Below are 23,238 nucleotides of genomic sequence, written 5' to 3'. Positions count from 1 at the left end.
CCCGTCCGACGCACCAGTCGAAGAGATATTGAGGAGCACGACATCATGAAGAACATCCTTCCCCGCCACGGCGTTGCAGCGTCGCCCGCCCAACCGGCCCAGGCCGCGCGCGGGGGCGCTGCGCCCAACGGCCATCGCGCCCGCATGAAATCCCTCATGCGCACGGCAGGCATGCTGCCCGTGCTCGTGCTGCTATGCATCGGCTTCGGCTTCCTGACCGATGGCTTCGTCACGTTCCAGAATCTCTCGATCGTCGCGCAGCAGGCGTCGATCAACATCGTGCTCGCCGCCGGCATGACCTTCGTGATTCTCACGGGCGGCATCGACCTCTCGGTGGGCTCGATACTGGCCGCCTCGGCGGTCACGGCCATGCTGTGCTCGACCGTGCCGGGCTGGGGCTGGCTGGGCATTCCCGCCGCGCTCGGCGTGGGGCTCGGCTTTGGCATCGTCAACGGCGCGCTGATCTCGCTGCTGCGCCTGCCGCCGTTCATCGTCACGCTCGGCTCGCTCACGGCCGTGCGCGGCATCGCCCGCCTCATCGGCCACGACACCACCGTCTTCAATCCGCAACTCTCGTTCGCCTTCATCGGCAACGGCACGGTGTTCGGCGTGCCCTGGCTCGTGATCATCGCGCTGGTGGTGGTGGCCGTGTCGTGGTTCGTGCTGCGCCGCACGGTGCTTGGCCTGCACATCTACTCGGTGGGCGGCAACCCCGAAGCGGCGCGCCTCTCGGGCATCAAGGTGTGGGGCATCGAGATGTTCGTCTATGCGGTCTCGGGCCTGCTCGCGGGCCTGGGCGCGGTGATGTCGGCCGCGCGCCTCTATGCCGCGAACGGCCTGCAGCTCGGCCAGTCGTACGAACTCGACGCCATCGCGGCGGTGATCCTGGGCGGCACGAGCTTCGTGGGCGGCGTGGGCTCGATCGTCGGCACGCTGATCGGCGCGCTCATCATCGCGGTGCTCTCGAACGGCCTCGTGCTGCTGGGCGTCTCGGACATCTGGCAATACATCATCAAGGGCCTCGTGATCGTCGGTGCCGTGGCGCTCGACCGTTACCGCCAGCGCGGCTCGGCGCGCACCTGAACCGCTTGACCGGCCGTGAACCGGCCTTGAACCGGCTTTGAAAGCGGGAGCAGGCGGTCCTCCTGCCCCCGCCCTGCATGACACACACCAACCGGACCCCTCTGGAGACAACGTTATGTTCAAGAAAAAGGCTGCTTTCGCTGTTCGCGCCGCTGCCGCACTCGCGCTCGGTTTCGCGCTGCAGGGCGCGCATGCCGCCGACAAGCAACTGAAGTCGATCGGCATCACCGTGGGCTCGCTTGGCAATCCTTACTTCGTCACGATCGTGCAGGGTGCCGAAGCCAAGGCCAGGCAGCTCAATCCGAATGCGAAAGTCACCGCCGTGTCCGCCGACTATGACCTGAACAAGCAGTTCACGCAGATCGACAACTTCATCTCGGCGCACGTCGACATGATCCTGCTGAACGCCTCCGATCCGAAGGCGATCGAGCCGGCCGTGAAGAAGGCGCGCGCCGCGGGCATCGTGGTGGTGGCGGTGGACGTGGCTGCCGCGGGCGCCGACGCCACCGTGCAGACCGACAACGTGAAGGCTGGCCAGATCTCGTGTGAATATCTGGCGAAGAAGATCAACGGCAAGGGCAACGTGATCATCGAGAACGGCCCGCAGGTCTCGGCCGTGATCGACCGCGTGAACGGCTGCAAGCAGGTGCTCGCGAAGTCGCCGGGCATCAAGATCCTCTCCGACGACCAGGACGGCAAGGGTTCGCGCGAAGGCGGCATGAACACCATGCAGGGCTATCTCACGCGCTACCCGCAAGTGGCCGGCGTGTTCACCATCAACGATCCGCAGGCCGTGGGCAGCGATCTGGCCGCCAAGCAGCTCAATCGCAGCAACATCGTGATCACCTCGGTGGACGGCGCGCCCGATATCGAAACGGCGCTCAAGACCAGCACGCTGGTGCAGGCCTCGGCAAGCCAGGATCCGTGGAAGATGGCGCAGACGGCCGTGCAGGTGGGCTACGACATCATGAACGGCAAGAGGCCCGCCAATCCGCTGATCCAGATGACGCCGCAGCTCATCACGCGCGACAACATCGGCAGCTACAAGGGCTGGTCGTCGCCGCATTGAGTGGCTTTATTCGGTGTTGCCCCTGTCATGATTCAGGCGTGCGCCTCCGGACTGGCGCACGCCTCGCTGCCCGCGCGGCTATACCAGCGGCTGAAGACATCAGCCGGCATCGGCTTCGCATAGAGAAAGCCCTGCATGTAATTCACGCCGCGCGCGCGCAGATACTCGAACTGCGCCTGCGAGTCCAGGCCCTCCGCCACGATGCGCGCGCCCAGGCTGTGAGCGAGGCCGACGATGGTGTCTAGCACGACTGCGCTGCGCCCCTCGGCATCGATCGTAAGCACGAAGCCTCGATCGATCTTCAGGATATCGAATGGAAATTTCTCCAGATAGGACAGCGCGCAATACCCCGTGCCGAAATCGTCGATCGCGACCTGCACGCCTTCGCCGCGCAATGTGTCCAGATTGTGCCGCGCCTGCCCGGTATTGCGCATGATCGAACGCTCGGTAATTTCCAGCACGGTCTGGATCTGACGCCCTTCGATCTGGGTGATGAAGCGCCGCACGTCAGGTAGCAGGTCCTCGCCCGAAAGATGCTCCGGCGAGAAGTTGATGCCCAGGTGAAAGCCTGGCCGCGTGCCCCAGCGCATGACGTCGCGCGCGATCAACTTCAGCAGATGCTGCGTGAGCGGCACGATCACGCCGTCTTCCTCGGCGGCCTGAATGAACTCGTCGGGGCGCACCGCGCCGATGCCCGGACGCACCCAGCGCAGCAGCGCCTCGGCCCCCTCGCAACGGCCCGACTCGACGCCATACAGCGGCTGATATTCGACGTGGAATTCGCCCGCGCGTATCGCGCGCAGCAACTGCTCGCGGCGCGACTGGCGGCTGCGCTGCATGCGGTGCACGAGCCACGCGAGCAGCGCGGAGAACGCCACCACCCATGGCATGTAACGCAGCAGCAGGCCGCCCCAGATGTCGTTCAGGTGCGCGGGCTCGCCGTAAAGCTGCAGGTCGATCACGCTGCCCGCAAACAGCTTGCGCGTATCGGCCACGAGCGGACTCGAGGCCAGCGGGGTATCGTCACGGGCTTCGCGCAGCGAGGTGCCGGTGCCCACGCGCAAATCGGCCTGGCGATACACGGAAAGCGGAGCGGCCGCGCGCAGCAAGTCGAGCAGATATTGCGAATCGACCACCGCAACCACGGTGCGTGCGCCTGGCGCGCGCACGCCCACCAGCAGCGTCGGGCGATCGACCACCATCGGCGTGTGCGGCACGATCGCGAGCCAGTCGCCGCGCGGCAGGCGCCCATTGACGGCCATGGCGGCGTGCGGGGCGAGCGCCTGCTGGCCGAGCGCCGAAGAGCAGACAAGTCGATCGCCGTCGACGACATTGAGCGTGCGGATATACGGCTCCATGGCCGCGCCGAGCGTGAGCGCGACCGCCAGCTTCGTGCACGGCTCGGCGGCGCGCGGCGCGACGACCCGCGCCGCATTGCGCGCGCGCTCGGCAATCGCGACCACCTGATTGACGACGAAATTGGAGACGAGCCCGGCCTCGTTGCGCACGAGGCGCGCGGCTTCGTAACGCAGGAACGCGGCGCATAGCAGCACCGGCAGCGCCGCCGCGAGCGCCATCATCGCCGCCTGAGCGGCGCGCGCCCACGCGCTAGCCGCGCCGGTCTGCTGCTGGTGCGAAAACCTGGAATCGAGCTCCGGCAAATACGCCTCCCTGCGACTGGGCGGCGGCCGGCGACACGCCGCCTGGCGCGCCGGCGCGAAAAGTATTGGCTTGCTGGAACGTTACACCAAGGGCCGGAATGAAGAGTGGGCCGTGCCGCTCGCCCGCGCCGGCCGCAGGCCGATCACACCATGCGGCTCAGGCGCGCTCGATGCGATTGCGTCCGCCTTTCTTCGCGCGATATAGCGCGCCGTCACTGCGCGAAAGCGCGGCTTCGACGCTCGGGTCGCCGGCGCGCAACTGCGTGACGCCGATGCTGACCGTGAGCGGCACTCCGGCGGCCCCGCCCGCGAGCGGCGCGCGGGCAATGCAATCCTGGATGCGGCGCGCGACCGTGCACGCGCCGTCGAGATCGGCGCCGCCGATCAGGAGCGCGAATTCCTCGCCGCCGATGCGCCCGGCCACATCGCCTGCGCGCAGATGCGTGCGCAGGATTCCGGCGAAATGGCGTAATGCCTCGTCGCCCACGGCATGGCCGAAGCGGTCATTGATTGACTTGAAATGATCGAGGTCGCACATCAGCACGGCGGCGCTCGCGTGGCCGACATGGCCGGGGTTGCCCACGCTGTCTGCATGGCGTAACAGCGCAAGCTGCGCCTCGAGCCGCATCATGAAGTGGCGACGGTTCGCGAGGCCCGTGAGGCCGTCGGTCGTGGCGAACTCCTGCAGCTCGGCCTCGATGCGCTTGCGCTCGGTGACGTCGGTAATGAAGCCGTGCCAGACGATCACGCCATCGGCGAGGCGCTGCGGCTTCGCATCGCCCTGCCGCCAGCGCAGCCCCTGGCGCGGCAGGCACACGCGATATTCCAGGTGCCACGGGGCAAGCGTGGCCGCCGAAGCCGCGAACGACGCGCGGTACGCGTCGAGATCGTCGGGATGAATGAGCGCCTCGATCGCGCGTGCGTGCGCCGCGACCTGCGCCGGCGCGAGCTCGTAAATCTCCGCGATGCCCGCGCTCGCGTAAGGCAGACTCATGTGGCCGCTGGGCGTGCGGCGGCACTGGAACACGAGACCCGGCACTTCATTCGTGAGATTGGTGACGAGGCTGGCCGACTCACGCAGGCGCTCCGCCATCTGGTGCATCGACGTCACATCGGTCGTGGTGCCGATCATGCGCAGCGCGCGGCCTTCGCTGTCGCGCGCGGTGACCTTGCCGCGGCTGCAAATCCACTTGTAACTGCCGTCCTTGCAGCGGATGCGGTGCTCCACTTCGTATTGCTCGGTGCGGCCCTCGAAGTGGGCCTGCATGGTGGCCTTCACGTAGTCGATATCGTCGGGGTGCAGGCGCTGGTAGCTGTCTTCGATGCGGTTGGTCACCTCGTCGTCGGCGTAGCCAAGCATCGCTTTCCAGCCGGTGGAATAGCGGATTTCCCCGGTGGCTACATCGCGATCCCAAATGCCCGTGCCGCTGCCTGCGATGGCGAGCGCGAGAAGCCGCTCGCGGGCGCGCAGCGATTCAAGCTCCTCGAGCAGCATGGCTTCGGCTGGGGACGGCGCGCCCCGGGTTTCGATGATCGATTCCTGCGCCGCCAGCGCCGCGATCACGCGCGCGAAGTCGTCGAGGCTCGCACGGTCGGCCGGCGAAAGCTTGCGCGGCGCATGATCGAGCAGGCACAGGCTGCCCAGCGGGTCCCCGCCGGCCCCCCGCAGCGGCCAGGCCGCCACGAAGCGAAACGGTAGCGCGCTCGCCCGCGACAAGCACGCCTGCCATGCGGGGGCGGCCCCGAGATCGCCGACGATGAACGGCTCGCCCGCGCCTGCGATGTCATGCGGCTCAGCCGTGCCAGCCGGACCGCTCATGGCGAGCGCGCTCTGTGCAGAGCGGATTTCGGCCAGCGCCTCGCGCAAGGGCAACGCAACGCCCGATGCAGCGGCGCCCGCGGCTTCCACACCCGCGCCCGCCCAGGCCGGCGCGCCGTCCGCCGCATCGCCGGGCAACACGCACGCGGCCGCCACGCCGAAATGGCGGGCCACGAGCCGCATCAGCGCATCGAGCAGAGAATCGAGCCCGTTCCCGGCATGCGAGCCCGCGCTATGCACGCCGGGCACGCGGACGCTCCCATGCGCATCGCGAGCCGGCGCCGTGGGCGGGACGAACGCAGATTCGGCTGACGATTGGGGAACGGGCATGGCGCGCGCGGGGACGAAAAAATCGAGCGCCCAGTATATCAGCGCCGATTTTTCAACCGGACGGCGTAGCCGCACGCGCTGTGCCCGGTTTCGTTGCGGGCGCATCGGCGCCCGGCACCAAGCCCTCTGCGTGCGCAACCGGACAAACCCTCCTCCCCACTCGCTGCGCCGCGTGACTAAACTATTTCTGTCGGCGCCCGCTGCATCACCATTGCATCCCGGTCCACGTCCGCCAGCACGATTGCCCTGGGAGGTGTGCTGTGCTCCGCCTCATTTTCGCCCGCACCTCGCGCCCCGCGGCGGCGCTCACGCTGGCGCTCGCCAGTGCTTTCTGCCTCCGGACGAACGCGGCAACGCCCGTGCCGGCGTCCAGCGTATCCAGCGCCAACAAATCCGCGCCAGGCAAGCCCGCTGCCGTCACTCGCGCTGGGACCATCGCCGGAGCTTCATCAGTCACGCCCTCCGCGATGGCCACGCCGGACTTCTTCGCGCTCGCCGAGCGCTACGGCCCTGCCGTCGTGCACGTGATCGCGCGCGGCCCCGACGACCAGTCCGAAGCGCCCGGGCAGGAAGCCATCGACGCCGACGACCCGTTCTTCGCGTTCTTCAGGCGTGCGCCGCGGCCACCGTCCGAGGGCCAGCCCGGCGCGCCGCGCGCGATGACGGGCGCGGGCTCCGGCTTCATCGTGACCTCGCATGGCCTCGTGTTCACCACGGCGCACGTCGTGGACAAAGCCGACGAAGTGATCGTGCGGCTGACCGACAAGCGCGAATTGAAGGCCCAGGTGGTGGCCGTCGACCCGCAGAGCGACGTCGCGGTGCTGCAGATCGACGGCGCGCGCAATCTGCCATTCGTGAAGCTCGGCGCCTCGTCGAAGCTGCGCGCGGGCGAACCGGTGCTCTCGATCGGCTCGCCCGACAGCTTCCAGAACACCGTGACGACGGGCATCGTCAGCGCAACCTCGCGCACGCTGCCCGATGGCAAGGCGTTCCCGTTTCTGCAGACCGATGTGGCAGTCAATCCCGACAACTCCGGCGGACCGCTGTTCAATCGCGCGGGTGAGGTGATCGGCATCGACGTGCAGCTGTACGCCGATAGCGGCCACTACGACGGCCTGACCTTCGCGATTCCGATCGAAGCCGCGAACCAGTTCCGCGCACAGTTGCAGGCCGCGCACGCGGCAGCGCACGCCGCCAATGCCGACGCCAATGCCGACGCCGACGCGAACCCAGGCGCGGGCCGCGCCGGCAGCACGCACGCGACCCGCACCTTCGGCATGCGCGTCGAAGATGTGAGCGCCGGGATCGCCGCGGCGCTCGGCTTGCCGCACGCGAGCGGCGCGCTCGTCGACGCCGTCGAACCGGGCTCGCCCGCCGCAGCGGCGGGCGTGAACCCGGGCGACGTCATCGTGGGGGTGGGTGACAAACCGGTCGACCGTGCCGCTGCGCTCGCCGAGCAGCTCGCCGCCGTGCCGCCCGCGACGAAAATCCCACTGTCGGTGATCCGCAACCGGCAGCCGGCGCAGGCGCACTTCACGAACGCGGCCGCCGCCGGGACGCAGGCGGCCAATGCACCCAATGCGGCAACTGATGTGCATGCGGTTCCTGCACCCGCACCGGCGCTAGCGGCGGCGCCTGCCCCTGCCCCTGCACTAGCGGCAGCGCCCGCGCCAGCAGCAGCGGTTGCGGCGCCTGCCGTGGCCGCCGCAGCCGCCACCCCGGCCGTCGCCAATACGGCACAGGTGAACGACGTCAAGGCCGTGAAGACGGCCATGACGCAAGCGGCCGTCCAACCGCCCGCCAAACCACCGGTTCCGCCAGACGCCCAGGCGCCCCGCCATACCGCGGATCGCCTCGGCCTCATCACGCACTCGCTGACCGATGACGAAAAGCGCTCGACCGGGCTGCCGCTCGGGCTGATGGTGGAAGACTCGACCGGCCCCGCCGCGAAAGCCGGCGTGCGGCGCGGCGACGTCGTGCTGACGCTCAACGAAATGCTGGTCGAAACCGAGGACCAGGCCGCCGAGCTCGAGGCCAAGGCGACGAGGAGCATGGACGTGCTGATCCAGAGAAACCATGCGCGCAGCTTCGTTGCGGTGAAGCTCCAGTGAGGGCACGCGCGCACAATGAGTGGTTGAAGCCCAAACGTCCACAGCGTGCAACGCCAATACCCCGCTCATGAAAAGCGGGGCTCGGCGTTGGCAAGCGGATATCGCGAACGCGTCTAGTGCGGCGCCGGCGTTGGCGTCAACTGCGCATAGACGTCGTGCGCGAGCTGCAGCAGCACCCTGCGATCGATGCCGCCGGACAGCGCATAGCCAAAATCGCCGTCGATCCAGTAGAACACATTCACCGGGCCGTCCTGGTAGAGCTTGAACGCAGTCGTATTGCTGCTTGCCTTGCGGTGCGAGATGCACAGCGTCACGCGCTCGCCTTGCGCGTTGTGATACATGAACTGCGCAACGTCGCCATTCGCGCCGGGCAGCAAACGCCCGCCCTGGAGCTCGAAGCCGCTCTTTGCCAGCATCGGCGCATGCACGTTGGTGCCGAGCCGGTTCGCGAGCCACTGCGCGAAATCCTGCTCCCGGCGCGCGCCCATCGTGTCGGGGCGATCCACCTCGGGCATATAGACCACGTGCGCGAGCGCGGCCTCGTGCACGAAGTTCATGGTCGAGTCCGCGCTCGCCGTGGATAGATTCGCATGCTGATCGCCGCGGCCCGCCGCGCCGTCCAGCATGTCCGCGCCATAATGCGTGCCCCAGCCAATGCCCACGCCCAGCACCAGTGCCGCCGCAAGACCCGCGAACTTCGGCCAGTTCGCAGCTTCGCGCGCGCCCCGCCGTGCCGGCTCGCCGGAATTGCCGAGGGTGTCCGAAGCACCGGAGCGGCTGGCCGGTTCGATGCGCAGTCGCGCGGGCACAGGCTCGCTCAGCACACGATCGTAACGCTCGTGCAGCAGGTTGTTCAGCGCGAAGAAATCGCTCGTGCGCGCAGCAAGATCGGGATTGCGTTCGAGCTCGCGCTCGACGTCGGCGCGGCGCGCCTGCGCCAGCGTGCCGTCCACGTAAGCGTGGATTTCGTCTTCGGTCACGGGATTACGTTGCTCGCTCATCGCACCACCTTCAGATTCGCACGCGGGACGACACCGGCCATGAGCGCGCGCAGTCGCTCACGTCCCCGCGAAAGCCGCGACATCACCGTGCCGATGGGGATGTCCAGCGCCAGCGCCACGTCGGCGTAACTCATTTCCTCCAGCCCGACCAGCAGCACCACCTCGCGCTGCTCGAGCGGCAGCCGCTGCAGCGCGAAGTCGAGATCGCGCACTTCCAGGGTGCCGGACTGGGTGGCCGGCACCGCGTAATCGGTCTCGGGCACGCTCTCGTCGTCGACGCTCACATGGGTGCCGCGCGCCGCCGATTTGCGCACCTGATTCACGAACAGGTTGTGCATGATCGTGAAGAGCCAGGCGCGCAAATCCGTACCCGCCTGAAACAGCGCCGTGCGCGCGAGTGCGCGCTCGAGCGTGTCCTGCACGAGGTCATCCGCGAGTTCCCGGTTGTTGATCAGCGCGCGGGCATAGCGCCTCAGGCGCGGCACGTGTTCTATCAGCTCGTCACGGAAATCCATGTTCCATCCTCGCGGTCCTCGCCATTCTCGTCTGCCCGTTCATCGTGGGTGCTCATCGCTGCTGCTCCGCATTGCCTGCCTCGTCCACGCGTGCCGCCGGCTCCTGGGTGGCGAGGTCCGCCGCGCGCATCAACCCGCGCGTGCGCGCATCGCCCGCGAGCACCCAGCGCTCGCCATGCCCGCTCCATCCGAGCAGGCGCAGATTGCCGGCGCGGCGCGCGCTCCATTGCCGCCCGGCGCGCGCGAACCACGCGCGCGACGCGAGCAGCACGACCGGTTTCCCCTCGCTGTTTTCATAGACCCAGCGCCGCACCCGCACAAACGGCCCGAGTTCGACCGTGCCGGAAGCCACGAGCCGCAAGCCCGCCGGCGAGAAATCAAACGGCGCGGAGATGCTGGCCGGCGTCGGCGGCACGCGTTCATCGGGTAGCGGCGCAGCCAGCAACGGCGTGAACTGCACGGACGACGCGGGCGAAGCCGCCGAAGCGCCGTTGCCGGCCTCCATGAACGCCATGACCGCCGCGTCGTCGAGAACCTGGACACAGGGCCCGGAAACGGCGAACCACGCCAGCGCCGCGCCGGCCAGCATACCCGCGAGCGCAAGCACGGCGCTGCGGTAGCGCCCGCCGCCATAGGGCCCGGTCCGATCACGGCGCAGCGACGCGGGCCGACGGATGGCGGCCTCGGCTTCGGCCCCGGACTCCGGGAACGCATGACGAAGCTCGACATTGAGCCGACGATAAAACAGGATCCGATGCCATTCGCCCGGGCGCACCGCCAGATAGCGGCGCACGCGCGCGACCCGCTCGCTGGCGAGCGCGCCATCGGTATAGGCGTGGATATCGCCTTCGGACACCGGCCGCTCGTCGCGCGGCCCCTGCAACGCCATGATTGGCCACCGCGTGAGTTGGGGACGATGGACTAACACGCGTGCTTTGCCGCTTATTCCATGCGGGGACGCAATTTCTCGATACGCGGAGCGACGGCCGCGTTCAATGCGCCGACTTCGGCGCTTAGATGACTTCGATCACGTCAAGGGGGGCAGCAGTCAGCGGGGGTTACGGGTGATCTCCCCCCCGCCCCGTCACCGCCGTCGAATACGCCACACGATTACGCCCTTCGCGCTTGGCCCGATAAAGCGCCGCATCGGCCTCTTCGATCAGCGCGGTTTCGGCGAGCGTTTCAGTGGGCGTGAGCGTGGCCACGCCCACGCTGATCGTGAGATGCTCGCTCACCGCGGAACCGCTATGCGGCAGCGCCAGCTCCGCCACGTCGCGGCGCATTTTCTCGGCCAGCAGGCGCGCAAGCGCGCTGCCCGCGCCCGGCAGCACGACGGCGAACTCCTCGCCGCCGAAGCGCGCCACGAGATCGCGCGGCTGGTTCACCTCGCGGCGGATCGTGGTGGCCACGGAGCGCAGCACGTTGTCGCCCGCCACGTGGCCATAGGTGTCGTTATAGGGCTTGAAGTAATCAACATCGATCATCAGCAGCGAGACTTCGCTGGTCTCGCGCTGCGCGCGCCGCCATTCCGCGCCAAGGAATTCGTCGAAATAGCGCCGGTTCGAGAGCCCCGTGAGGCCGTCCGACTGCGTGAGGCGGCGCAGTTCCAGATTCGCCTTGAGCAGTTCCTGCTGCGAGCGGCGCAGCGCGCGATAGGCCTCGTCGCGCTGGAGCATGTTTACATAGGATCGCGAATGATATTTGACTCGCGCGATAAGCTCGACGCTGTCCGGCAGCTTGACGAGATAGTCGTTCGCGCCCGAGGCGAAAGCCGCGCTCTTGATCGCCGGCTCCTCCTTGGTGGAGAGCACGATGATGGGCACGTCGCGTGTGGCGTCGTTGGCACGATAGGCGCGCACCAGCGTGAGGCCGTCGGTGCCCGGCATCACGAGATCCTGCAGGATCACGGTCGGGCGCACCTGCTCGGCCATGCGCACAGCCTGGTCGGGATACGCGCAGTAATGGAAGTCGATCTCGCGCTCGCTCGACAGCGCCCGCCGCACGGCCTCCGCGACGATCGCCTGATCGTCCACCAGCAGCACCATCATCGGCGCCTCCAAGCCGGGCAGCGGCTGCGCGAGCGCCGTGCGCACGGCAGCGAGCGCGCTTTCGAGCGATGCCTCGTCGGGCCCGCCTTCGGCCAGCGCGGAGTCGGCTGCGGTCGATGGATTCGGCTTCTCGGTCATGGTGTTTGTCACTTTTACGGTCGGTGTTTCTAACGCTTGATGTCTGCTCGATGCCGGCTGTACGTCCATCGGCGGCAGTTATGGTTTCTTCGCCGGCAGTCTTTAAGGCGTCGGCGGGCTCGTCATCGCTACCATGCTCAGGCGGCTCGCCAGTTCGCCGGCAATCGCCGTAAGCGGCAGGATCGCGCGCGCGGCGCCCAGCGCGGCGGCGGCCTTCGGCATGCCGTAGACGGCGCTCGTCGCCTCGTCCTGGGCGATCGTGTAATAGCCCTTGGCGCGCATCGCCTTCAGGCCGATCGCGCCATCGCGCCCCATGCCCGTGAGCAGCACGCCGATCGCCTCGCCCGGCCAATGCTCGACCACGCTATGAAAAAAGGTGTCCACGGATGGGCGATACGGCGTCTCGGCTGGTTCGCGCGTGTAGGCGAGGCGCCCGGAAGCCATCATGCACAGATGGTCGTTGGTTGCCGCAAGCAGCGCCTCGCCCGCCACCACGCGGTCGCCCTCATTCGCTACGCGCACCGTGAGCGCGGTTTGCCCGTCGAGCCACTCCGCCATGCCGCGCGCGAACGACTGGTCCACATGCTGCACGATCACGATGCCCGCGTTCAGGGTCGCCGGCAGTGCGCCCAACACCTCCGCGAGCGCCGTGGGGCCGCCCGCCGATGCGCCGATCGCCACCAGCGGCGTGCGCGCATCGGGGCCGGCCGCGAACACCTCGGGCGCGCGCGCCGTTTCCAGCGTGCCGTTCACGCGGCCGATCCGGTCGATCTTCGCGAGCAGGAGGTCCATCGTGCTGCGCGCGGCGGGACCCGCCAGCGTAGGCGTGTCGACCGCGTCGAGCGCGCCCGCGCCCATCGCCTCGTACACGCGCCAGGCGTTCGCGCCCACGCTGCTCGTGACGATCAGGATCGGGCACGGCGAGCGCGCCATGATGCGCCGCGTGGCCTCCACGCCGTCCAGCCTCGGCATCACGAGATCCATCAGGATCACGTCGGGCGGCTGCGCGGCGCAGAAGTCCACGGCCTGCTCGCCGTCGGCGGCCACCCACAGCACGCGATGCCCGGGCCGCCCCGCAATGGCGTGGCGCAGCGCCTCCACGGCGAGCGGCATGTCGTTCGCGATACCGATGTTCATCAGGTCGCCTCTCCGATCAGGTCGTTCACGGCATCGAGCAGCGCTTCGTCGTGGAAGCTGCCCTTGGTCAGATAGTAGTCGGCGCCGGCGTCGAGGCCGCGGCGCCGGTCGTCCTCGCGGTCCTTGTACGAGACGATCATGACCGGCACGCCGCGCTGCTGCGGATCGTTGCGGATCATCGTCACGAGTTCGATGCCGTCCATGCGCGGCATGTCCACATCGGTGATCACGAGATCGTACTGGCCGTTGCGCAGCGTGTTCCAGCCGTCCATGCCGTCCACCGCCACGCTCACCGCGTAGCCGCGTTTTTCGAGGAGCTTGCGCTCCAGCTCCCGCACGGTCAAGGAATCCTCGACCACGAGAATGCGCTTGCGTTCGCGCGCCTGGGTGTCGCCGCCGCGCGCCACGCCTGCGAGCTGCCCTTCGCGCACGAGGCGCGCGACCGAGGCCACGAGATCCTCCACGTCGACGATCAGCGCCACCGCGCCGTCTTCGAGCAGCGCGGCGGCAGCCACGTTGCGCACTTTGCCGAGGCGGGCGTCGAGCGGCTGCACCGCCAGCGTGTGCTCGCCCGCGAAGCGGTCCACCGCGATGCCGTAAAGCGCCGCTTCGTGGTCGGCGCCGTGGCCCGCGCTGATGAGCACGACGCACACATCGTCCGCGCTCGCCGGCTCGCCGCTCGCGCCGAGCAGCTGGCGCGCCGTGACAAGCCCCACGGGCCGCCCTTCGTGAACGATGTGCTGCTGGCCCTCCAGCATCTCGATGGCTTCGCGCGGCACGCGCAACGCGCGGCGCACATGCGCGAGCGGGAACGCGTAGGCCTCGCCCGCGACCTCGACGATCAGGCTGCGCACCACCGAAAGCGTGAGCGGCAATTGCAGCACGAAGCGCGTGCCGCGCCCCGCCGCGCTTTCGATGCGCACCGTGCCGCGCACGGCCTTGGCGAAATTCTGCACGGCGTCGAGCCCCACGCCGCGCCCGGACACGTCGGTCACGCGCTCGCGCATCGTGAAGCCGGGCAGCAGCAGGAAGTCGAGCAGCTCGGGCTCGGACATGGCCGCCACGGCCTCGGGCTGCGCGAGGCCGCGCGCGACGATCGCGCGCCGCAGCGCTGGGAGGTCGACGCCCGCGCCGTCGTCGGCCACGGCGATCAGCAGCTTGCCCGCGCTGTGGCGCGCTTCGAGCGTGAGCTGCGCCTCTTCGGGCTTGCCGGCGCTGCGCCGCGTCTCGGGATCCTCGACGCCATGATCGAGCGCGTTGCGCAGCAGGTGGCCGAGCGGCGCGTCGAGCATTTCGAGGATGTCGCGGTCCACCTGGGTCGCTTCGCCTTCGATGACGAGGCGCACGCGCTTGCCCAGCGAGCGCGCGAGGTCGCGCACGATGCGCGGGTACGCATGCGCCGTGTCGCCGAACGGGCGCATGCGGCATTGCAGAGCTTCGTCGTAGAGCCGTTGCGCAAGCTGCGTGCCGCGCCGGTCGATGCGATCGAGGTCGTCGAAACGTTCGGCGAGCTGGCGCTCCAGCGCCGCCAGCTGATCGCGAATGCCCGCGAGCGACGCGCGCGCCTCGGCGCCGAGCGCCTGCGCGTGGCGCTCGTGGAAATGGCCGAGCGCGGCAAGCACCTCGCCCTGGGCGCGGCGCGCGCGCAGCAGATGGTTCGCAAACGGGCGCATGCGCCGCGACTCCACCAGCGACTGGCCCGCGAAACCCAGCAGGCGGTCGAGCGTGCCGGCGCGCACGCGCAGCATGCGGTCGAGGTCCTGGGCGGCGTGTTTGGGGTGAGCGGCGGGGGTGTCGGCGCGGGTGTCGGCGCGGGTGTCAGCGCGGGTGTCATCGCGGGTGTCATCGCGGGTGTCATCGGATTGCGCAGGCTCGACCGTGGCGACGTCCGACCCCAGCGTGCCTGCGAGACTCGCGGCTAGCAACGCCTCGGCGGCGGCGTCCGCTTGCGCTGCGTCCTTCACGCGCGCCTCGTCGGCCAGTCCGGCGGGCGCTGCGCCGGAACCCGCCGCGCTCCCCGCCCCCGCCAGCCGCGCCACGAAATCGTCGACGACTTCGCGCGCGAGCGGCGGTGCCGACGCGTCGCCTGCCGCCAGCAGCAGATCGATGCCCACCAGCAGCGCGTCGATGCGCGCCGCATCGATCGTCACCTCGCCGTGCTGCGCGGCGACGAAGCAGTCCTCCATCGCGCTCGCCACGTCCACGGCCTCGGGCAAGCCGACGATGCGCGCCGCGCCCTTGAGCGAGTGCGTCGCGCGCATGCACGCTTCGAGCGTGGGCGCGTCGGCGGGCGCGGACTCCAGCGCGAGCAGGCCCGCCGAGAGCGTGCGCGTCTGTGTCTGCGCTTCCTCGCGAAACAGGTCGAGCAGCGAGCGGCGGCTCAGTTCGTCGTCGCTCATCGCAGGCTCCGGGTTAGCGCGCCGAACAGCGCGTCGGGTTCGAGCACGCCCACCGAACGCCCGCGCCAGGCGAACACGCCGCGCACGTGCCGGCCCGCTGCGTGCGCGAGCGTGGCGGGCGCGGGCAGCAAATCGCCCGAGCCGAAGTAAGCCACGCCTTCGACCTCGTCGACGGGAAACGCCGTCGTCTCGCCCTCCCACTCGGCCACGAGCAGACGCGGCGTGGCCGCTGCCGTTGCGTGATTGGCCGTTGCGTGCGCTGCTGCGCCTATCCGCAGCAACTCGGCGAGCGACGCCGTCAGCGTGAGCACGCCGCGCACGTTCACGACGCCGAGCACCGCCGGACTGCGCCGGTGCGGCAGCGAGTGAATCGGCCGCGCCTCGCCCACGTAGCGCAGCGCCTGCGCGCTGAGCGCGAGCCACTCCGCGCCCACGCGGAACACCAGCGAACCTTCCCGCCGCGCCGCGCCGGTTTGAGCCGTCGATTGCAAGGTGTGGACGTCCCCGGCTTCGGTCTCGAGCGACGCGCGCTGTGCCGGGCGATCGAGCATGCGCGCGGCAGCCTCTTCGAAGACGGGGCAGTTCAGGCAGCGCACATGGTGCGCGAGACGCTCGCACGAGCCATCGCCGAGCGTGCCGATGCGGTTCCAGCAATCGTCGAGCGGCACGGCGTGCGCAGTCGAATCGTGCATGGCGTCATGCCCTGGCGGGTTCGCTTGCATGTCGTTCAGGTATGGGGAGGTCGAGTCACGCATCCGCGTCTCCGTGGCGACGCGACACGGCTGGCGCGGCGCGTTCGGCGCGACGCATCAGGCGGCGCGCACCCTGCGCGTCGCCCTGCACTTCGAGCAGCGCGGCCAGATGCGTGAGCGCCTCGTAATGGCCGGGCTCCAGATACAGCGCCTTGCGATAGTGCTCCAGCGCCTGCGCGGGCCGGCCCTGAGCGTCGGCGATCAAGCCGAGCAGATACCACGCCTCTGCATCTTGCGGGGATGCTTGCGCGACTTGCGCGGCGGCGCGGGCGGCTTGGTCGAGCGCGCCCGAATCGGCGAGGCGGCGCGCGGACGCCAGCGTAGCGACGCCCGACGTAGCGACGCCCGGCGTAGCGACGCCCGGCGCGGCGAATGCACCATTCACCTGTACCGCCGGCTGTGCGCGTGCGCCCCCCAAGCTTGCAAGCGGCGCGCCGGCGGCGCGCGCAACCGAAAACGCTTTCCCCGCCGCCACAGCCGCGGCACCCGCGACGCCGCTCGTGCGCGCGGACAGCGCAACGGACGGCGCATGCCGCGCCAGCGGCGGAGCCTGCACGGCGGAATGCAGCGCCACGGTGGGCAACGCATTTGGCAACGCATTTGGCAACGTCTTCGGCAACGCAGCAGCTGCCCCCGCCCCGGCAACCCGTAAGGCATCCGAATCATGCGCCCGGCGCACGGCGCGCTCATCCGGCGCGATAAAGCCAAACGCCAGCGGAATCTGCGCCGAGATCCAGTCATGACGCATCATGAGCCCCGTTTCGGCCGGCCCGACGAAAATCATGCCGCCCTCGGCAAGGCGCGCGCGCAGCAGGCCGATCGCGCGGTCCTGCGCCTCGCGATCGAAATAGATCAGCACGTTGCGGCAGAAGATGAAGTCATAGCGCACCGGATGCGCCGCGAGCCAGTCGAACAGGTTCGCGCGCTCGAACGACACGGCGCGCCGCACGGCGTCGGCGAGCTGCCAGCCGTCCGGCGCCGCATGAAAGTAGCGCTCGCGAAACCCGCCAGGCGCCGGCGCATCGCCGCGAAACGCATTGCGCCCATACACGCCGCGCGTGGCGGCCTCGATCGAGGTGGCGCTGATATCGATGGCATCGATGCCGAACTGCGTGTGCGCGAGGCCCGCATCCATGAGCGCCATCGCCGCCGAATAGGGTTCCTCGCCAGTCGAGCACGGCACGCTGAGCACCCGCACGAGTTCGCCGGGTGCCGCCGCATGGCGCTGCACGCCGCCGCGCGCGAGCGCTGCGAATGCTTCGCGCTCGCGGAAGAACCAGGTTTCGGGCACGACAAGCGCGTCGATGAGCGCCTGGCGCTCGGCGACATCGGTCGTCAGACGCGCCCAATAAGCGTCGCACACCGCTTCGGGCAGCGCCGCGCCGCCCTCCCATTGCGCCGGCAGCGCACCTGCGCGCGCAGCGCTCGCCTCGTGAGGCGCGGTCTTGCCACCGTGGTCGTGCCCGGTCACGGTCAGGGCCGCGCGCGCGGCCACCGCGCGCGCCAGCGCGTGAGCGCCCAGCGATTCGGCGTCGATGCCGGTCTGCTGCGCGAGCCAGGCCACGAAGCGCGGGTCCACCTGCTGCGGGGCGGACATCATGGCGCGCGCCCGGTCGGCGAAACGCTGCCGGAAGCCGCATCGCGCCAGGTGGGCGGATCGGGAAACAGCAGCGCGCGCACCCGCTCGTCGAGCAACTGCTCGACCTTCACCCATTGCACGAAACCGTGCGGGTCGCTTGCCACCGGGCCGAGCCAGCGCGCCTCGGGCGTCGCGATGCCGGCTTCGGCGAACGCTTCAGGCGAAAGTGTCTGGGTGCGCGTCGCGCATTCGAGCAGCAGCGCGATGCGGCGCGGCGGCACGCCATCGCCGGGGGTAAGCGCAGGCGTGGCCGAAAGCGTATTGGAAGCCGCCGGCGCGTTGTCGTCCACCAGCACGAGCCGCGTCGACATCAGCATGCGCGCGGGCCGGCCGAGCGCCAGCATCGCCATGTCGATCACCGGCACCGGCGCGCCCTCGTGATCGATCACGCCCGCGATATACAGCGGCGTGCCCGCGAACGAGCGCACCGGCTGCAGCGGCAGCACGCGCACGATGTCGCGCGCATCGAGCGCGTAACGTTCGCCGTCCAGCTCGAACACGAGAAACAGCATCGCGGCTCCGTTCAATGAAACGGCAAGCCAGGCTCGCCGCTGCCCAAGCCCACACCCGCACTTATGCCCGCAAGCATCGGCATCAATCCGCTCACGCCTCGATCCTGAAGCGCGACACGCCGGTGCGCAGCTCGTTGGCCACGAGCGTGAGGTTGTCGATGGCCTGCGACGACTGGCGCAGCGACTCCGCCGTCTGCTGCGCGGCTTCCGAAAGCTGCGTGAGCGCCTGGGTGATCTGCTCGGCGCTGGTGGCCTGCGCCTGCATGCCGTCGTTGACCACCTGGAAGCGCGGCGCGAGCGTCTGCACCGCGCCGATGATCTGCGAAAGCTGCGCGCCCACTTCCTGCACGTCGTGCATGCCGCGGCGCACTTCCTCGGCGAACTTGTCCATGCCCATCACGCCCGCCGAGACCGCCGACTGGATCTCCTTGACGGTCTGCTCGATGTCGTAGGTGGCCACCGCCGTCTGGTCGGCGAGACGCCGGATCTCGGTCGCCACCACGGCGAAGCCGCGTCCGTACTCGCCGGCCTTTTCAGCCTCGATGGCGGCGTTCAGCGAAAGCAGGTTGGTCTGGTCGGCAACCTTGGTGATGGTCGCCACCACCTGGTTGATGCTCACGGCCTTCTCGTTGAGGATCGAGAGCTTGGCGTTCACCGAGCCCGCCGCCTCCATCACGCTGCGCATGGTGTCTTCCATGTGCGTGAGGCCGCTCTGGCTCGTGCTCGCGAGCGCTGCCGACTGCTCGGCCACGGTCGCCACTTCGCCCATCGTGCGCACGAGGTCGCGCGCGGTCGCGAAGATCTCGCGCGAAGTCGCGCCGATCTCGGTCGTGGTGGCCGCGGTCTCGCTCGCCGTGGCCTGCTGCTCCTTCGAGGTGGCCGCTACTTCGGCCACCGAGGTGCTCACCTGCAGCGACGACTTCTGCGCCTGGGCCACGAGGCTCGTGAGCTCGTCGCTCATGCGGTTGAAACCGTCCTCGAGCACGCCAAATTCGTCCTGACGGTTCAGTTGCAGGCGCTGCGAGAGATTGCCCATGCGCATTGAATCGTGCACCTCGACGAGGCGCGCCATCGGCCGCGTGATCGCGCGATGCAGCGCATAGCCGGTCACGAGCGAGGCGAGCAGCACGACGGCGAGCGCCGCCGCGAGCGTGATTTCGGTGCCCGCGACCGATCCGCGGATGGTCTGTGCGGACTCGTGGGCCTGTCTGCGGTTTTCGTCGACGAGCTCATTGGAGGCAGTGAGCACGTCTTGCCACGAGGCATCGATCTGGAGGAACGCGGCCTGCGCGGCGGCGCGTTGCGCCGGCAATTGCCGCGCGACGGCCATCAGTTGCGGCAGAAAGCGCGCGTAAGCGTCGCGAAAGTGCTGGTACTGTGCGCGGTCGTCGCCGCGAAACACCGTGGCCTCGTAGTGCGCGCCGTTCTCGTCGACCTGCTTGACGGCGGCGGGCAACTGGCCGAGCACGCGCGCCATGCCGGCCGCATCGGGCTCGACAAAGGTGGCGCGCTCGACGATGTCGTGCACGTCGGAGGTGGACGCGCGCAGCGCCGTCGAATAGTACAGCCCCGGCACGGAATCGCGCGTGAGGCTCACGGCTTCGTCGTCGATGGTGCGCAGGCGGTTGTAGGAGATCGCGGCCATCACGAGCATGAGCACGAACAGCAAGCCGAAGCTCAAGACGATGCGCGTTCCAAGGGTATAGCGACCTTGAGTCTGGCGCGGCAGTCCGGCGGAGCCGGAACGGGGCATGGCTGTGCTCATTACGCGTGGCCTTATCCGGGTGACGAAGAATGACGCCCGTTGCTCGCGCCATGTGCGCAAACGAACAGACGCCGCAGCAAAAGCCCGTGGGCCGGGCTTCCGGGGCGTAGTGTAATGCGTCCCGGCACTTTTATGGGATGAGGGAAGAACAGGATGCGCCGACGCCACACTATGCAGCGCGGATAACGGGATTACGGCAGGGATACCGAATACATGAGGCCGGGGCCATCGGAAGCCTGCGCTCGCCATCGACGGGAGACATCGGAATTCGTCGCCCGAGGATCGGACCAAGGTCCGATACCCAATGGGCGCGACGGCATATAGATTCAAACTCCCACCGGGAAACTGGCTGACACGTGGACATCAACGGAGACAGCATGACGAGCTGAAAGCGGTGCATCTGGCCAGCCACTTTGAGTCCATCTTGCTGATTAAGATCAACCGGTCCTGCGAGATCGGCGGGATGATCCAGCAAGCGGTGCTGCTTGGACCAGCAGCCCGGTCGCGATTCAGTCGTCACGGGGCAATAGACCGACGAAACGCCTGCAGGAGAGCGTCATGAAGACTTTGGTGATACTGGCATGCCTGGCATTGTCTGCGAACGCATTCGCAGAATGCGCGAGGAATGCCCGAGGTGAAACGGTATGCGGCAACGGGCAAACGGCCGGCGGCTATAACCGCAATACCGGCACGGCCTGGACATCCCAGGCGAACCAGAATGGCGTGCGGACGACGCAGACCAATCGTGGCGGGCAGGCGAAAACTATCAATGGCAAAGGCGTAGTGAAAGGCCCCGGCGGGACCACCTGTTATCGGACCGCGGCCAGTCACGGTTGTAACTGATAGCGCTTGTGCGCCCAATACGCCTTCGATCCGCTCACGCTGGCCAACATTTAAAGGTGCTACGCGGCGTAGAGGCTGATGATGGACGCTCGGAACGCCCACGATAGAGCCGTAGAAAACATGCAGAAGCATTCGTAGCCGGGCACGGTCCCTTGCGCCCGGCGATATCACCCACCTTTGCGCGCAAACCTCACCACCGCATCCACCACCATCTCGCGATGCCGCGCACGCAGCCGCGGATGCGAAGGATCGCGCCCGAACGCCGCGCCGAAAGTATGGCGGTTGCTCACGCGATGAAAGCACATCGAGCTGATGAGCAAGTGCAGATCGATGGGATCGATGTCGTCGCGGAACGCGCCCGTGCGCACGCCGCGCGCGAGCAGATCCTCGATGGTGCGGATCACGCTGGCGTTGCGGCTGCGAAACGTCTTGAGCCGCTCGAGGTACTTCGCGCCGTGAATGTTCTCGATCGTCACGAGACGCACGAAGTCGCGATGGCGGTCGTGATAGTCGAAGGTGAATTCGACGAGACGCTTCAAGCCTTCCTCGGGATCGAGCTCGTCGATATGCAGGTCCTGCTCCAGCGCACGGATATCGGCGTAGACCTTGTCGAGCACCGCTTCGTACAGCCCTTCCTTGCTGCCGAAGTAGTAATAGAGCATGCGCTTGGTGGTGTGGGTGCGCTCGGCGATCTGATCCACGCGCGCGCCCGCGAGGCCCATGGCCGAAAATTCGGCGGTCGCCACTTCCAGAATATTGCGCTTGGTCTGCTCCGGGTCGTACTTGCGCCGGCTTTCGGATTGAGCGTCGTTGCTTTCGGCCGAAGCCACCGGTCTTGCCATTTTTCTGAGGAACGCGAGTGGGAAGGAATGCGGCCGATTCTAGCATGGGCTTCTGCGCATCCTTGCTGGCCGGCCCGCGCCAGACCGGCCTCCCTGAGGGCCTTCGTTGCGCCTTCTCGCGGCCCGTCTGGCGAGCCGCCCGGCGACCCGGCGACCCGGCGCGGGCCGCCGGAGCGCCAGGCCCGAGTGCCTTTTACAGCTCGATGCGCTTGATATCGCCGACCACGAAGATGTACGACGCGGCGCCCACCAGCGCAATCGCGCCGATGAACGCGAGCGCCCACACGAACGAGCCCGTCGCGCCCACGATCAGCCCGACCACGAGCGGCGTGACGATGCCGGCAAGATTGGCCGCCAGGTTGAAGATGCCGCCCGTGAGGCCGAGCATGCCGGCCGGTGCGATATCGGAGACGAGCGTCCAGCCGAGTGCGGCCATGCCCTGCGCGAAGAACGCCACCGAAAGAATCACGATCACCGTCACGTTGCTCTGCACGAAGTTCGCGAGAATGATGGACGATGCGAGCAGCAGGCCGGCGATGATCGGCAGCTTGCGCGCCACGTTGGCCGAGAAGCCCCGGCGCAGCATCCAGTCGGAGAACGTGCCGCCGAACATCACGCCAACCGACGCCGCGATAAACGGCATGATCGCGAAGAAGCCGATCTTGAGCCAGCCCATGTGGCGCTCGGTGGCAAGATAGGTCGGGAACCAGGTGAGGAAGAACACGAGCGTGGAGTTGCCCGCGAACTGGCCGAGGCAGATGCCCGCGAGCTGGCGCTTGCGCAGCAGCTTGCCGGCCATGCGCCAGTCGAAGGCCTTCTTGCCCGCTTTCTTGTCCCCTTGCTGGCCCTCGACCGCGGCTGCGTCGTGCCTGGCAAGACCGCCGCCCGCCTCGATATAGTCGAGCTCCGCGCGATTGGCGCCCGGGTGATCGTGCGGCTCGCGGTAAAACGCCCACCAGATCAGCCCGAACACAATGCCCGCGCCACCCACCACATAGAACAGCGAGCGCCAGCCGTACGCGCCCATCAGCGCGAAGAGGAACGGGCTGAAGAACGCGAGACCGATATACTCGCCCACCGTATAGGTTCCGGTCGCGAACGCGCGCTCGTGCTGCGGGAACCAGGTCGCCACCACGCGGCTATTGGTGGGGAAGCACGGCGACTCCGCCACCCCGAGCCCCAGCCGACACGCGAGGAGCGCGCCCACGCTGCCCACGAAGCCCTGCACGAGCGTGCACAGCGACCAGAACGTCATGGCGAGGTAATACGTGAGCTTGCTGCCGAAGCGGTCGAGGAACACGCCGCCCGGAATCTGCGCGACCACATAGCTCCACGAAAACGCCGAAAACAGCAGCCCCATGAGCGCCGCGTTAATGCCCAGTTCCTTGGTGAGCTGCGGGGCCGCGATGCCGAGCACCGTGCGGTCCAGATAATTAATCATGGTGCCCACGGCCAGCAGGCCGAGGATGCGGTAGCGCGCCTTCGAGCGCCGCAACGCGCCTTCTGCGGGCGCGGCGGCAAGGGTAGGCGCGTCGCGCCCCGTCGATACAGGTGGTGCCATGTCTCTCTCCTGT

Annotated in this window: 17 protein-coding genes and 1 pseudogene; 4 read left to right on the top strand and 14 right to left on the bottom strand. The window is 68.4% G+C overall.

Features of this window, described 5'->3' with window-relative positions; genetic code table 11:
* Nucleotides 1-126 precede the first annotated feature (126 nt).
* Nucleotides 127-1,083, top strand: a pseudogene (locus tag P5W98_RS32575) (ABC transporter permease subunit); the annotation flags it as partial.
* 115 nt (nt 1,084-1,198) lie between these two features.
* Nucleotides 1,199-2,152, top strand: a complete 954-nt coding sequence (locus P5W98_RS32570; protein WP_421028538.1) for an ABC transporter substrate-binding protein — start codon at nt 1,199-1,201, stop codon at nt 2,150-2,152.
* A 32-nt stretch (nt 2,153-2,184) separates the two neighbouring features.
* Here the strand turns inward: P5W98_RS32570 and P5W98_RS32565 are convergent, their stop codons facing one another.
* Together P5W98_RS32565 and P5W98_RS32560 are read right to left on the bottom strand one after the other, a co-directional pair.
* The gene (locus P5W98_RS32565; RefSeq protein WP_421028537.1) at nt 2,185-3,813 is read right to left on the bottom strand and encodes an EAL domain-containing protein; all 1,629 of its coding nucleotides are present in this window, start codon (nt 3,811-3,813) and stop codon (nt 2,185-2,187) included.
* A gap of 157 nt (nt 3,814-3,970) precedes the next feature.
* The gene (locus tag P5W98_RS32560) at nt 3,971-5,881 is read right to left on the bottom strand and encodes a sensor domain-containing diguanylate cyclase (RefSeq protein WP_421028536.1); all 1,911 of its coding nucleotides are present in this window, start codon (nt 5,879-5,881) and stop codon (nt 3,971-3,973) included.
* 341 nt (nt 5,882-6,222) lie between these two features.
* On the opposite strand from P5W98_RS32560, the gene P5W98_RS32555 reads away from it, so the two are divergent.
* Nucleotides 6,223-8,073, top strand: a complete 1,851-nt coding sequence (locus P5W98_RS32555; RefSeq protein ID WP_421028535.1) for a trypsin-like peptidase domain-containing protein — start codon at nt 6,223-6,225, stop codon at nt 8,071-8,073.
* Nucleotides 8,074-8,186: 113 nt separating this feature from the next.
* On the opposite strand, the gene P5W98_RS32550 is transcribed toward P5W98_RS32555, so the two are convergent.
* The 10 genes from P5W98_RS32550 to P5W98_RS32505 all read right to left on the bottom strand — a co-directional run bounded on the left by P5W98_RS32550 (nt 8,187) and on the right by P5W98_RS32505 (nt 19,979).
* On the bottom strand, nt 8,187-9,074 hold the full coding sequence (locus P5W98_RS32550; protein ID WP_421028534.1) for an anti-sigma factor family protein: 888 nt from the start codon (nt 9,072-9,074) through the stop codon (nt 8,187-8,189).
* Entirely contained in the window at nt 9,071-9,589 is a 519-nt protein-coding gene (locus tag P5W98_RS32545; protein ID WP_421028533.1) for a sigma-70 family RNA polymerase sigma factor, read from the bottom strand. The genes P5W98_RS32550 and P5W98_RS32545 overlap by 4 nt, the downstream gene beginning before the upstream one ends.
* 52 nt (nt 9,590-9,641) lie before the next feature.
* The gene (locus P5W98_RS32540; RefSeq protein WP_421028532.1) at nt 9,642-10,478 is read right to left on the bottom strand and encodes a transcriptional regulator; all 837 of its coding nucleotides are present in this window, start codon (nt 10,476-10,478) and stop codon (nt 9,642-9,644) included.
* Nucleotides 10,479-10,647: 169 nt separating this feature from the next.
* Complete coding sequence (locus tag P5W98_RS32535; protein ID WP_421028531.1) at nt 10,648-11,775, bottom strand: diguanylate cyclase; 1,128 nt, start codon at nt 11,773-11,775, stop codon at nt 10,648-10,650.
* A 102-nt stretch (nt 11,776-11,877) separates the two neighbouring features.
* A complete protein-coding gene (locus tag P5W98_RS32530; protein ID WP_421028530.1) occupies nt 11,878-12,912 on the bottom strand; it encodes a chemotaxis response regulator protein-glutamate methylesterase in 1,035 nt (344 codons plus the stop codon).
* Nucleotides 12,912-15,311: a hybrid sensor histidine kinase/response regulator gene (locus P5W98_RS32525; RefSeq protein WP_421028529.1), complete on the bottom strand. Its 2,400-nt coding sequence runs from the start codon at nt 15,309-15,311 to the stop codon at nt 12,912-12,914. The genes P5W98_RS32530 and P5W98_RS32525 overlap by 1 nt, the downstream gene beginning before the upstream one ends.
* Nucleotides 15,308-16,003 (bottom strand): chemotaxis protein CheW, encoded by a 696-nt coding sequence (locus tag P5W98_RS32520; protein ID WP_421028787.1) that lies wholly within the window; start codon nt 16,001-16,003, stop codon nt 15,308-15,310. Before P5W98_RS32520 ends, P5W98_RS32525 begins: the two co-directional genes overlap by 4 nt.
* A 55-nt stretch (nt 16,004-16,058) precedes the next feature.
* On the bottom strand, nt 16,059-17,663 hold the full coding sequence (locus P5W98_RS32515) for a CheR family methyltransferase (RefSeq protein ID WP_421028528.1): 1,605 nt from the start codon (nt 17,661-17,663) through the stop codon (nt 16,059-16,061).
* A complete protein-coding gene (locus tag P5W98_RS32510) occupies nt 17,660-18,214 on the bottom strand; it encodes a chemotaxis protein CheW (RefSeq protein ID WP_421028527.1) in 555 nt (184 codons plus the stop codon). Before P5W98_RS32510 ends, P5W98_RS32515 begins: the two co-directional genes overlap by 4 nt.
* A 91-nt stretch (nt 18,215-18,305) precedes the next feature.
* On the bottom strand, nt 18,306-19,979 hold the full coding sequence (locus tag P5W98_RS32505) for a methyl-accepting chemotaxis protein (RefSeq protein ID WP_421028526.1): 1,674 nt from the start codon (nt 19,977-19,979) through the stop codon (nt 18,306-18,308).
* Nucleotides 19,980-20,537: 558 nt separating this feature from the next.
* Here P5W98_RS32505 and P5W98_RS32500 point away from each other — a divergent pair.
* Entirely contained in the window at nt 20,538-20,822 is a 285-nt protein-coding gene (locus P5W98_RS32500) for a hypothetical protein (protein ID WP_421028525.1), read from the top strand.
* Between the two features lie 167 nt (nt 20,823-20,989).
* Here P5W98_RS32500 and P5W98_RS32495 read toward each other — a convergent pair whose 3' ends face one another.
* Both P5W98_RS32495 and P5W98_RS32490 read right to left on the bottom strand, forming a co-directional pair.
* Nucleotides 20,990-21,664 (bottom strand): TetR/AcrR family transcriptional regulator, encoded by a 675-nt coding sequence (locus P5W98_RS32495; protein ID WP_421028524.1) that lies wholly within the window; start codon nt 21,662-21,664, stop codon nt 20,990-20,992.
* A 193-nt stretch (nt 21,665-21,857) separates the two neighbouring features.
* A complete protein-coding gene (locus P5W98_RS32490; RefSeq protein ID WP_421028523.1) occupies nt 21,858-23,225 on the bottom strand; it encodes an MFS transporter in 1,368 nt (455 codons plus the stop codon).
* Nucleotides 23,226-23,238 lie beyond the last annotated feature (13 nt).

This window comes from Paraburkholderia sp. A1BS-2L (assembly GCF_051125205.1).
GTDB lineage: Bacteria > Pseudomonadota > Gammaproteobacteria > Burkholderiales > Burkholderiaceae > Paraburkholderia.
The sequence above is the reverse complement of the archived record's forward strand: the minus strand, read 5'-3'. Positions and strand labels throughout refer to the sequence as shown.

Bases quoted from the DNA above. Each gene is read 5' to 3' on its own strand.
- P5W98_RS32550 (WP_421028534.1), bottom strand. From the start codon at position 9,074: ATGAGCGAGCAACGTAATCCCGTGACCGAAGACGAAATCCACGCTTAC.
- P5W98_RS32490 (WP_421028523.1), bottom strand. From the start codon at position 23,225: ATGGCACCACCTGTATCGACGGGGCGCGACGCGCCTACCCTTGCCGCC.
- P5W98_RS32495 (WP_421028524.1), bottom strand. From the start codon at position 21,664: ATGGCAAGACCGGTGGCTTCGGCCGAAAGCAACGACGCTCAATCCGAA.
- P5W98_RS32525 (WP_421028529.1), bottom strand. From the start codon at position 15,311: ATGAGCGACGACGAACTGAGCCGCCGCTCGCTGCTCGACCTGTTTCGC.
- P5W98_RS32530 (WP_421028530.1), bottom strand. From the start codon at position 12,912: ATGAACATCGGTATCGCGAACGACATGCCGCTCGCCGTGGAGGCGCTG.
- P5W98_RS32535 (WP_421028531.1), bottom strand. From the start codon at position 11,775: ATGACCGAGAAGCCGAATCCATCGACCGCAGCCGACTCCGCGCTGGCC.
- P5W98_RS32500 (WP_421028525.1), top strand. From the start codon at position 20,538: ATGAAGACTTTGGTGATACTGGCATGCCTGGCATTGTCTGCGAACGCA.
- P5W98_RS32510 (WP_421028527.1), bottom strand. From the start codon at position 18,214: ATGCTGTTTCTCGTGTTCGAGCTGGACGGCGAACGTTACGCGCTCGAT.
- P5W98_RS32520 (WP_421028787.1), bottom strand. From the start codon at position 16,003: ATGCACGATTCGACTGCGCACGCCGTGCCGCTCGACGATTGCTGGAAC.
- P5W98_RS32570 (WP_421028538.1), top strand. From the start codon at position 1,199: ATGTTCAAGAAAAAGGCTGCTTTCGCTGTTCGCGCCGCTGCCGCACTC.
- P5W98_RS32505 (WP_421028526.1), bottom strand. From the start codon at position 19,979: ATGAGCACAGCCATGCCCCGTTCCGGCTCCGCCGGACTGCCGCGCCAG.
- P5W98_RS32540 (WP_421028532.1), bottom strand. From the start codon at position 10,478: ATGGCGTTGCAGGGGCCGCGCGACGAGCGGCCGGTGTCCGAAGGCGAT.
- P5W98_RS32515 (WP_421028528.1), bottom strand. From the start codon at position 17,663: ATGATGTCCGCCCCGCAGCAGGTGGACCCGCGCTTCGTGGCCTGGCTC.
- P5W98_RS32545 (WP_421028533.1), bottom strand. From the start codon at position 9,589: ATGGATTTCCGTGACGAGCTGATAGAACACGTGCCGCGCCTGAGGCGC.